Source organism: bacterium, assembly GCA_009926305.1.
In the GTDB taxonomy this organism is placed as follows: Bacteria; Bdellovibrionota_C; UBA2361; order UBA2361; family RFPC01; genus RFPC01.
The window spans coordinates 1-11,074 of sequence record RFPC01000073.1; the positions used below are offsets into that span (position 1 = coordinate 1).

The following is an 11,074-nucleotide window of genomic DNA, read 5'->3' on the forward strand; positions in this document are numbered from 1 at the left end:
CGTCTTTCTTTCAAGTACTCTCTTAGCCTGCGATAGAGGAAGCGGCAGCCTCTCGGTTCTTAACTCGCGATAGTGCAGCTCAGGCGTTTTAACCCGTCACTGTGATTTTACGAAGCTGTGATTTTACGAAGCGAGCTTCTAGCCGTTCACGTACGTCAAATAGTGGTCATATCTTGGATTTCTGCCAGAGACGATATCCAGATACTGGTTTTTTAGCATACCCGTTATTTCTCCCACTTCACCACTACCGATGGTCTTGTCATCGATCGAGCGTATTGGAGTTACCTCAGCAGCCGTACCCGTATAAAAAGCCTCATCCGCCTCAAGCGCCTCTTGAATTGGAATTACGCGCTCTGTGACTGGTAGCCCTTCGGCTTTTGCAAGTTCCATAATGGTTGCTCTCGTAATGCCTTGAAGAATTGTTCCAGCTGGAGGAGTAATAAGCCCGCCATCCTTCACAATAAAGAAGTTCTCTCCAGGACCCTCTGCAATCTGCTCGTGCTCATCAAGAAAAAGAGCCTCGTGATAATGCGTTCCAATAAGCTCCCGCACTGCAAGAATACTGTTTACGTAGTGACCACATATTTTTGCATCAGCAACGGTAGAGCGAGGATGTATTCGGATAAAAGAGCTCACCTTAAGATCAACCATCTCATGAGGAAGATACGCTCCCCAAGGCCAGCATGCGATCATGAGCTGGGCAGGCGCTCCAGTTGGATTTAATCCCATTTTGCCATAGCCATAGAAGGCCAGCGGTCGAATATAACAATGCTCAACTTCATTCCGTCTTATGAGCTCAATGGTCGCGTTATTGATCTCTTCCTGAGTAAAAGGCAGTTCTAGCCCAATGACACCCGTAGAATAAAAGAGCCGCTCGGTATGCTCTCCGAGCCTAAATATTGCAGGGCCTCTGTCCGTCTTATACGCCCTCTCTCCCTCAAAGGCACCTGCCCCATAGTGGAGCGTGTGGGTGAGAACATGAACCTGCGCTTGCTCCCAGGCGATGAATTCTCCGTCCATCCAGATATATTTCGTTGGTTCCATCCCAGTCCTCCTACTCAATTGCTTCCTCATTCGGGCGTACAACACTCTAATCGATACCTCGGAGCGTGTAAATCACCGACTGAAAGGAGGAGAGAGGGGGGGGGGATAGGAGGGATTAGAGCCGAAAATGACACTCAATATATGCATAATTCACTGCATCAATCAGTGCCCGTAATGCGGCAATCTCAATATCCCTATCAGATCCAATCCCAATGAATTCAACTCCAGTTGAATTAACAATAATAATTCTTGAGATGCTTTGAGCAGAGATATCTTTTCCCTCCGATTGGCTTTGATGACTCAGGATCGAATAACCAGGAAGATGCTCATCAATGGCCTCTTTCAAAACTGCTAACACAGAGTCCTGACCATTACTCGAGTATTCAAAATTTCCATTTTCATTGAAGAATACACCACTCATCTTCAAATTTGCATGACCAGCGGTCTTTGAGTATTCAAAATGCTCTATTTGAATAGGCTTTCTATATTCAAAGTATGCCTTGATCACTTCTGCATCGGTAATGCCCTTTCTGCGCTCTTGATACTGTGACTTGACGTAATCCGATAATGGTTGGCGCTCCTCGTCGTTACACATAAAACCCGCTGTGTGAACAATTGATTGCGCGTGGGTACCACCACTTTGATGATTGAATAATAAGGAAACTTTATTCCCCGTTTCTTCAGGATTGAATGGATGATACGCAGGCACATTCTCAAGATATGCATCAGCCTGCTCTCGAGCAGAGTAACGAGCGGCATTTTCACCGGATATTGGCCAGTGTGGCTGGCGTAGAAGCATATGCTCTGAGACAAAGTTCGATATCTGCTGAATATAACAGAGCTTCGCAGTTGTCCTAAACCTTCTTCTCCCAGATGGCTCAACAAAGTGCTTTAAAGCGACTGCCAGTTGCTCAAGGGGAGCATTTCCAGCCCGTTCACCGATCCCGTTCATACAACCTTGCACCTGGCGTACTGGCCCTTGAAAAACCGCCGCTAGCGTATTCACCAGCGCCAGACCAAAATCATTATGGCAGTGGGTTGACCAAACGATATCTCTGTCAGGGAACTCATTACGAATTACTGCAGCATGGTGATTCATCAGATGAACAAAATACTTCTCTTCCTGAAAGGGATGGGCAACACCAAGTGTATCAGGACAATTAATAACGGAAGCGCCTGCACCTACAGCCGTCCGAATGAGTTCTTCAAGAAATGGCTCATTCCCCTCGGATTGTGTATAGCCCTGAGGCGAAAACTGCACTTCAATACCATCCTTGAAAGCACGACTGATACTTTCATCAAGCTTCTTGAGTACTTGTTCGGAGCTTTGCCGCGGCTCTTCTGTTGCTATAGCAAGAAGGTGAAGGTCAATGGGCATATATAAATGCAACCGAGCAGATCGATGAGCTATTGCTGGAGCTAGGGCCTCAAGTGTTCGGTCAATATCACGTTGTAGCAGGGGAGAGAGGGCAGCGATAGTAGGAGTAGTAGCACTGGAAGCAAGTTCTTTGGTCACCACTGAAACAGTATCAAAATCAACAGTGCTGGCAGAAGGAAAACCGACTTCTAGAACATTCACTCCGAAACGAGCAGCCAGATGAGCATATTCAAGATTTTTCTTCAGGCTCATTCCAGCACCTGGACAAGATTGCCCCTCTCGCAAGGTGGTATCGAATATGGAAATGTTCTCTTCTTGCATGTTGTATCTGCCTGAAAGACGCTCTGCTTTTCGGAGTTGCCGAGAATAAGAGCTCCCAGTAAACCCGAGTGAAGGTTTATCAGTCAATAAAAGCATACTACTCGCATGAGAAAAGTCCCTGAAAAGTCGCAGGTATTTGATTTTATTCCCCACTCAAAAGCGGTATAACAACGGCAGGGAAGAACGTGAGACCATGATGAGAGGCTGCTTCCTCAAAAACACAGGAGTTTCTAGCAGATGCTAAAACGATTTTCAGACGCAGATGTAGACCCTCAGGTACTGAGTCAGCTGACCATTTCAGTCCTTGGATATGGGAATCAAGGCTCTGCTCAGGCGCAAAATCTTCGAGATAGCGGCGTAAGAGTAATAATCGGAGCAAGAGAAAAAGGACTCTCGGCGCAACGCGCTATGGAAGATGGATTTGAAGTCGTCTCGTTTGAAGAGGCAGCACGACAAAGTGATATCATTCACTTTTTATTACCAGATGAAGTGCATAGAGAAGTGTATCTCAGTATCGAAAAGCATCTCACATCAGAGAAATCATTGTGCTTTAGCCACGGGCTCAACATTCATTTTAAAACGATAATCCCCCCTGAGTCTGTTGACGTATTTATGGTATCACCAAAGGGACCAGGTGTTTCGGTAAGAGATCAATACATCAGAGGAAGCGGACTTCCAGCACTGATTGCGGTACATCAAAACCCTTCGGGAAAGGCTCTCTCATTAGCACTCGCCATTGCGCATGCCAATGGCTTCACTCGCTCTCTCTGTTTAGAGACTACCTTTCGAGATGAGACAGAGACAGATCTCTTTGGAGAACAAAATGTGCTGTGTGGTGGGGCGAGCTACCTTGTGAAGGCTGGATTTGATGTCCTGGTAGAGGCCGGATATCCACCTGAGATCGCCTACTTTGAATGTGTACACGAGCTTAAGCTCATTGCTGATCTCATCCATACAGACGGAATTGCTGGAATGTCTAACAAAATCTCAACAACAGCCCTATTCGGCCAAATCGTACAGGGTGAACGACTTATTGATCAACACGTAAGGGACTCTATGCGTGAACAGCTTCAGAGAATTCAGAGTGGGGAGTTTGCCCATCAGTGGATTGATCAAGAATATGGCGAGAACCAGTGCGCAACTATTCGAGACTGGCTTAAAGAGTGCCAAAGTTGGGAGGTAGAGGAAGTAGGCAGTAAAATCCGAGATGCAATGGATTTCACCGAGAAGAATCCTGAGCGTAAATGACAGAATCAATCATTTCCTTCCAAGGTGTTAGCTTTAAGCGTGAGGGCACGTGCTTACTCTCTGATGTGCACTGGCGGACAGATAGTGGTCAACATTGGGCGATACTTGGCTCAAATGGAAGTGGCAAGAGTCTTCTTCTGAAGATGGTGAGTGGTTACCTGTTTCCTACAGATGGACGGGTCAGCATCTTGGGAAGGAAGTTTGGAGAATGCGATCTTAGAGAACTCCGTCGATCAATAGGGTGGGTTTCTCTTGAACTTCAATTTCTCTTTCCTACCACAGCTACGGTGCAGGATGTAGTGACATCGGGCTTATCATCGCATCTCGGAGTCTTTACAACACCTCGTGATGAAGATACGAAAAAAGTGGCAGCCATGCTTGAAGAGTTTCAGCTCTCTTCTTGTGCCAGTCGCATCTTTAGAAGTCTTTCTTATGGAGAGCAAAAAAGAGCCCTACTTGCACGGGCTCTGATTTCTCAACCATCCATTCTTATTCTTGATGAGCCGTGTACTGGATTGGATATTCGCGCGAGGGAGAGATTCTTAGAACTCCTAGAGCAGCGAGTTCTCGATAACCAGACACTGCACGTTCTGTATACGTCGCACCATGCTGATGAGATTATGCCCTTCATCACTCATCTTTTAACCCTGAAAAACGGAGAGATATCAGCAAGCGGGCCCAAGAAAGAGGTTCTCTCATCAAAACTTCTCTCGAATCTTTTCGATTTTCCGGTTATGCTTCATCACAATGCTATGCAGGACCGTTATTCGGTCGAACATGAAAGGGGATACACCACCGAAGAGGCGAATGTAGCGGGTGACAAGAGCTCATGTTTGAGAATCGACGAGAATACCTGAACAATTTACTCAATATTGAAACCTTAATCCTAAGGGGTGAACCCCCCGAGCAAAAACACTCAAGTCTCTATTTTGAAACTCTCGAAAGTTGGTGCGCTCAGATTCCAACCGGGACACTCAACGAAAAGGAACTTCTCCCTTTTTTGATTACTTCTGTGTCTGCCTCTGAGAATTTACGTACTCTTGAAATCCTTGCGAATACTTTCATGGAGATAGAAAGACGTGAACCCGGCCTGTTTGAAGATATTCAGCTCGTTAGTAAACTCTTTGCGGAAAAGGTCCTTGCATTCGACAAGGAGAACCTATCTGGTGTTGTAGAAGAAAGTACGATACAAGCCATAGCCAAGCGGTGTACCAGTGCCTCCGCGCAGGCACTAGCACAAATTGCAGCTGGGAAAATACCTCTTCCGAAAAAGAACGCTGAGATCCTCAGAACAAGAGCCGTTGAAGCACTGGGAACATTTGGAAGTATGGCCTTACCATTTATTTCTGGCATCGAACAATTTGTATATGAGAAGGGGATCCTGGCTGGTGACAACGCTATACTGAGCAGTGGGATCGCGGTAGCGCATACTATTGAAAACGATGAGCTCTCTCGTCGCGAACTCCTCGGCTATCCTGTTTTTGGATTCACAGAATTTCCTGGAGAGGCAACGAGTACTCCTGAGGTCACACCAGGTGATCTTCAAAGTGATATGCGATTCAAGTTTATTGCCAACGATCTCCCGTCCGAGTGTCGCATTCGATTATATTTTTCAATTCTTGAAGAGCCTATTATTGTTCTTTCTCAGGATAAACTTTCGTTCGGACACAGCATCAAGGAGCAGATCTCGACTCACATTGCGCGTCTGACCATGTTTATGGGAGCAGAGTCTTTACCTCGAATCTTCGAGATCAGTCCAAATTCAGACGTCTCCCCTGCAAGGGAACTTAATGTTTCCCTCACGGATCACTCTGTAAGAACGCTCTATGAGGGATTTGAGCCAAATCACCTATTCGAGACTCAATTTGGAATACGGTCACCTGGATTTATTGAATATTAGCGAACCACTCCACTGCGCTTCAACGATTCGTACGCCGTTTGAATCTGGTGAAAGCGTGTCACACCATGCCCATTTGAATTCTGATTCTTATCCGGATGATTCTCTTTTACCAACCGACGATAAGCAGTTTTGATCTCAGCTGAAGAAGCACCTGAAGTTAACCCAAGAACTTTTAGATGTTGAGTTCGAGACAAAGAACGAAGGGTATTCTCTGAGCGCCTTGCTTTCTCAGAATCTATTTTTCTGTGTTCGCCTGAATCATTCTTTCGATGCTGGTTCTGTACATATCCCTTTTTCTCATAGTATGCCTGAAGAATTGAATCTTCAATTTTAACCAAATCTTTCAAATGCATGCCCATAGCGCGGGCCACGGTTTCAAGTGCTTGAGCTTCAGATTGATTTTTAGCACCATCTGCAATCACAATGTGTATTCCATAGAAGAGTATTTTTCGCAGATCTGCTTTTCTCTCTACATATCTCCAATAGAACAACGACGTTTTTTCTTGCAGGCTTCTTCCCTGTAGTTCTTGGGATTTGAACGCTTCTATCAGTTGACTGATGTCATCGGGTGTCTTGGCAAATTGGTGGATAAATCCCTTTTTAAATTCTGAAATTTCTTCCTCATTTATATCCCTGTCACTCCGGGCAATTTCTCCGAGTAGCTTTGCACTTTCTAGCAGGAATATGCGGTCTGAGTTTCGCTCTCGCGCATGAGCTGCACCATGAGCAGCTTCCTGGCTTTCAGGACGCCAAACGAAACGAAAGATTTTTGCCACATTTTTTAGGCTATAGGAGTTCATGATGAAAACGAGTCAGTTCCCCATAACTATACGTCTACCTGCGTGCGATTATCTATGGAAAGCCACATAAAAAAGCCAGCATCCCAATATTTTTAGTCTTTTTAGTGAGAAATGAATATGAGTTCAGTACTTTACACGTCAATCCTTTCGGAGGACGATACGTGAATGAAAATTTGGAACAGCTATTTATTGATTTTTTTTCTCATCGTTATTCAGCCTCTATCATGTCTTGCGCAAGATTCATCTTCATCACGTAGTGCTTCAGCAGTTGTACGCTCAGCGATTGAATACTGGCGTTCTGATACCTCTATCGCTATCGCTACTATGGTGGTACACCGACCAGCCTGGGAACGTACCATGAAAATGAAGAGCTGGACCGAGGGAACGAATCGGTCTTTGATTAAATTCTTAGAGCCGGCAAAAGATGCTGGCTCTGCCTCTTTGAAAGATGATGCCACTATCTGGACTTTTTCACCGAAAATTAACCGTGCAATCAAAATACCTGCGAGTATGATGTCTCAGAGTTGGATGGGCTCGGATTTCTCTTATAACGACCTCGCACGCGATGATGATATCCTAGAGTATTATACCCATCGGTTTCTTCCTGAACAGACCGAGGGGAATCACAAAGTGTTTGTAATCGAAGCCATTCCTGACGAAGATTCTCCGATTGTCTGGGGGAAAGAGATATTAAAGATACGAGATGATAGTCTCTTACTCGCTCATGAGTTTTATGACCAGGATCTCATTCTTGTTAAACGGCTCGAGACTCTCTCGACAGGAATCTTTGATGGAAAGGTATTCCCGAAGAAAATGAGGATGTATTCCGAAGAGCGGCAGGGCGAGTGGACTGAAATTATACATAACGAGATTCGGTTTCAGGTAACTCTTCCAAAAAATCTCTTCACTCTCTCGTATCTGAAGAATCCAAGGCTTTTTTAGAGCGAGAATCAAGCAGAAAGAGGGCTAGGTTCTTACACTCAGAAATGGAAAGGAAAAGATGCTTATTGTAACGGCGTGGAGAAATATCTGGCGTAATACACGTCGCACACTCCTCACTGCTGGGGCAATAATGTTTAGCTGCTCGATTCTCTCCTTTATGGTGTCGCTACAACAAAGCTCCTATGCAGCAGCTATTCGAGCAGCTACCTCAATATACCAAGGGGCGTTTCAGATACAGCCTCTTGGATATCAAGAGGAACCACGGGCATATCTGACCATCACCAATCCGGAGAATCTAAGAGAGTCCCTCATTGATACTATTCCTGAGATACGTCAGGCAGGAATTCGAACCAATGTATTTGCTCTGGTCTCAACAGAGGAGAAGTCAATAGGTGTGCAAATTACGGGTGTCGAGCCGGAGAGAGAGCCTGCACTCTCAACCTTATTTGGTACTATTCGCGAAGGGCGTTATCTTGAGCCTAACGATCTGGGAAAGGCTATTGTTGGTGAATCACTCGCTCAGAAGCTTGGAGTTCGTGTCGGAGGGGAGCTCACCGTGTTAGGACAGGGAGCTGATGGCTCCATCGCAGCGACGATCTTGCGAGTCGTGGGCATATTTTCTAGTGGTTCTTCGCTTCTTGATGGAAATCTCATTGAAGCTCCTATCAAGACAATTCAGGATGCATTTGCCTTACCAGACCAGGCTCACAATATCGTCATACAGACCGAACAGTTCGCAAATCTGGAAAAGCTTAAAAGGCAAATTCAGGATTGGGCACACTCACACCATATTGATGATGACCTAGCGGTCTTATCATGGGAGGAACTCAATCCTGGTCTTCGTGAATCAATAGAGCTCGATCTCATTTCTGGCTGGCTATTTTTTCTATCACTGATTGTAATTGTAGCCTTTGGTGTCTTGAATACTTTCCTGATGTCGCTTCTCGAGCGCACTAGAGAATTTGGTCTTCTGCTTGCTCTGGGCATGACAGGAAATCGAATTTTCGTCCTGATGCTCGTTGAAATTATTGGGCTTCTGCTTCTTGGTATCTGTCCTGGGATTATACTTGGAGCGGGAGTAATTCTGTATTTTCATTTTTATGGTCTCAGCATTCCGGGCGCCGAAGAAATCAATAAACTCTGGAATCTGCCAGTAACTCTTTATCCGCAGCTCTCAATAGAATATCTAGTAGTGGGCCCCATTGTGGTACTCGCGGTTACGCTTATACTCATTATCCCTTTTTCAATTCGGCTTCGAGCTCTTAAGCCCGTTGAAGCTCTAGGGAGCGCAATATGAAAACTCTTTTTTCATCGCTGAGCATTGTATTCTTCTTAGCCTTACGAAATATTTTTCGTAATAAACGACGGACATTTGTAACCCTGCTCTCTGTGATTCTTGGCGTAAGCAGTACGTTGATCCTTGCTGGTATAGCTAGAGGGATGGCTCAGCAAATCATTGACGACAGCATTTATAGTTTAGTCGGACATATTAAAATTCAGCATATTCGCTTTCACCACGATCCATCTATAGCACACACGATCTATGTCGATGAGCATCAACTCTCATCCCTTAGAGCCATTCCAGAGGTAAAAGCAGTACTCCCCCGTATTCGTATACATGCTGTGCTACAGAGCGAACGGGATGCAGCGCCAATAACCCTCATTGGCGAATATCCAGAACGTGAACGTGATTTTTCGCTGGGGGGTTCACTGGCAACGCGAGGAAACTCGCTTGAGGGCGCACAAGACTCCAAGATAATGCTCGGTGAAAGCATACTACCAACGCTCAAAAGCGAGATCGGAAAAAGAATAGTAATTTTAACCCAAGGCGCAAAAGGTGACATTGCCTCCAAAGGCTTTCGGATTACGGGCACGTATCAGGCAGAAGTTAGAAATACTGAAAAGCAATTCGCATTTACTGGCATAGAACCGTTAAGAGAACTCTTAGAGCTGTCTCAGGGTCAATATCATGAGATTTCTATCATTCTCGAAGATGAGTCTATGATAGAGGGGATCTTACCCCATCTTCGGCAGCTATTTCCGAATGCCGACGTTAGGAGTTGGGAGACTCTAGAACCACTTGTCGTATCAATGAGCAAATTGCAAAACGGATTTCTTATCATCTGGTTTGTAATAGTGGTTATAACGGTCAGCTTTGGAACTATTAACGCGTTACTGATGAGTATCTTCGAGCGAGTCAGGGAGATAGCCATTGTGAATGCCCTTGGAATGACCTCTCGATGGATTATTATTGAGACAATCCTGCAAGCCTTCTTCCTTTTGCTCTCAGGGGGAACAGTTGGCATCTTACTCGGCATTACCGTCCTTGAAGGATTTCTCAGCGAGGGAATTAGCGTAAAGCAATTCGCTGAGGGCACATCAATTGTAGGCATAGGAGACAGGATCTTGCCCCTCTTGCACACCAGCGATGCTCTTACCATTCTCATACTACTAACGGTGATTGGTACGCTTGGATGCTTATACCCTGCTTGGCTCGCGACCCGTATTAAACCATCCGTTGCATTGAAAAAATTCTAGTCAAAATAGGTAATAACTCTGTCGAGGATAGCGAGAATGAAGGGAGATGATAATGACAAAAGATATTAATCTGAACAGCATTACTCGAGTGTATCAACAGGGCGAGTATGAGGTTCGAGCTTTATCCGATGTTTCTCTGCATTTTGCCAGTGGGGAGTTCACGACACTTTATGGCCCATCCGGATCAGGAAAAACAACCCTATTGAATATTATTGGAGGGCTTGACTTACCGACATCGGGAGAGGTTTCGATCGGCGATATGCAAATTCAAAAGCTTTCTGCGAGTGCTCGAGCGAAGTTTCGATTACGGCATATTGGTTTTATTTTTCAATCATTCAACTTAATCCCGGTGTTGAGTGCTAGAGAAAATGTGGAGTTCACTATGCAACTCCAGGGGGTAGACAGGAAAATACGCCGACAGCGCGCTATTCGGATCCTCGAACAAGTAGGGCTTGGGCAGCTAATTAACCGGAGGCCTGGGGAAATGTCTGGAGGGCAACAACAGCGTGTTGCTGTTGCTCGCGCGATAGTATCAGAGCCTGACATCATCCTTGCAGATGAGCCCACCGCGAACTTAGATTCACAAACTGCTAGCGAGCTGCTTTCTCTCATGGAAGAGCTAAACACGACTCGCGGTGTAACATTTCTCTTTTCAACACACGACGAGAGAGTGATGGAGAGAGCACACCGCCTGATTCGACTGTGTGATGGGAGAGTTGAAAATGACCAATATCTACCACATCACTAAACATATTATTATTATTATTTCGTTTTTTTTACTGTCTCTAAACTGCTATTCAGAAGAAGCCTTATTTACCACCAATGGCCATATCAAGTTTCAGCCCAGCCTTGAAAAACGGCTTCAAGACTACCGCTTTGATAGTTCAGAACTTATAAGTTCTG

10 protein-coding genes are annotated in these 11,074 nt (G+C 45.2%); 7 read left to right on the top strand and 3 right to left on the bottom strand.

What is annotated here, in order from left to right; all coding sequences use genetic code 11:
• Positions 1 to 138: 138 nt before the first annotated feature.
• Positions 139 to 1,044: a branched-chain amino acid transaminase gene (locus EBR25_10495; protein NBW41411.1), complete on the bottom strand. Its 906-nt coding sequence runs from the start codon at positions 1,042 to 1,044 to the stop codon at positions 139 to 141.
• A 115-nt stretch (positions 1,045 to 1,159) separates the two neighbouring features.
• Complete coding sequence (locus EBR25_10500) at positions 1,160 to 2,839, bottom strand: 2-isopropylmalate synthase (GenBank protein NBW41412.1); 1,680 nt, start codon at positions 2,837 to 2,839, stop codon at positions 1,160 to 1,162.
• A gap of 141 nt (positions 2,840 to 2,980) precedes the next feature.
• On the opposite strand from EBR25_10500, the gene ilvC reads away from it, so the two are divergent.
• The 3 genes from ilvC to EBR25_10515 are packed head-to-tail and all read left to right on the top strand — an operon-like array spanning position 2,981 to position 5,891.
• Positions 2,981 to 3,991 carry a ketol-acid reductoisomerase gene (ilvC, locus tag EBR25_10505; protein NBW41413.1) on the top strand — a complete coding sequence of 337 codons (1,011 nt, stop codon included), beginning with the start codon at positions 2,981 to 2,983 and terminating at the stop codon, positions 3,989 to 3,991.
• Positions 3,988 to 4,848, top strand: a complete 861-nt coding sequence (locus EBR25_10510) for an ATP-binding cassette domain-containing protein (GenBank protein NBW41414.1) — start codon at positions 3,988 to 3,990, stop codon at positions 4,846 to 4,848. Before ilvC ends, EBR25_10510 begins: the two co-directional genes overlap by 4 nt.
• Positions 4,821 to 5,891: a hypothetical protein gene (locus EBR25_10515; protein NBW41415.1), complete on the top strand. Its 1,071-nt coding sequence runs from the start codon at positions 4,821 to 4,823 to the stop codon at positions 5,889 to 5,891. Before EBR25_10510 ends, EBR25_10515 begins: the two co-directional genes overlap by 28 nt.
• Here EBR25_10515 and EBR25_10520 read toward each other — a convergent pair.
• Positions 5,888 to 6,691 (bottom strand): J domain-containing protein, encoded by an 804-nt coding sequence (locus EBR25_10520; GenBank protein ID NBW41416.1) that lies wholly within the window; start codon positions 6,689 to 6,691, stop codon positions 5,888 to 5,890. The genes EBR25_10515 and EBR25_10520 overlap by 4 nt on opposite strands.
• A 165-nt stretch (positions 6,692 to 6,856) precedes the next feature.
• Between EBR25_10520 and EBR25_10525 the strand changes: the two genes are divergently transcribed.
• The 4 genes from EBR25_10525 to EBR25_10540 are packed head-to-tail and all read left to right on the top strand — an operon-like array spanning position 6,857 to position 10,919.
• Positions 6,857 to 7,633 (top strand): outer membrane lipoprotein-sorting protein, encoded by a 777-nt coding sequence (locus EBR25_10525; protein ID NBW41417.1) that lies wholly within the window; start codon positions 6,857 to 6,859, stop codon positions 7,631 to 7,633.
• A 58-nt stretch (positions 7,634 to 7,691) separates the two neighbouring features.
• A complete protein-coding gene (locus EBR25_10530; protein ID NBW41418.1) occupies positions 7,692 to 8,930 on the top strand; it encodes an ABC transporter permease in 1,239 nt (412 codons plus the stop codon).
• Positions 8,927 to 10,171 carry an ABC transporter permease gene (locus EBR25_10535; GenBank protein ID NBW41419.1) on the top strand — a complete coding sequence of 415 codons (1,245 nt, stop codon included), beginning with the start codon at positions 8,927 to 8,929 and terminating at the stop codon, positions 10,169 to 10,171. Before EBR25_10530 ends, EBR25_10535 begins: the two co-directional genes overlap by 4 nt.
• A 52-nt stretch (positions 10,172 to 10,223) precedes the next feature.
• Positions 10,224 to 10,919: an ABC transporter ATP-binding protein gene (locus EBR25_10540; protein ID NBW41420.1), complete on the top strand. Its 696-nt coding sequence runs from the start codon at positions 10,224 to 10,226 to the stop codon at positions 10,917 to 10,919.
• Positions 10,920 to 11,074 lie beyond the last annotated feature (155 nt).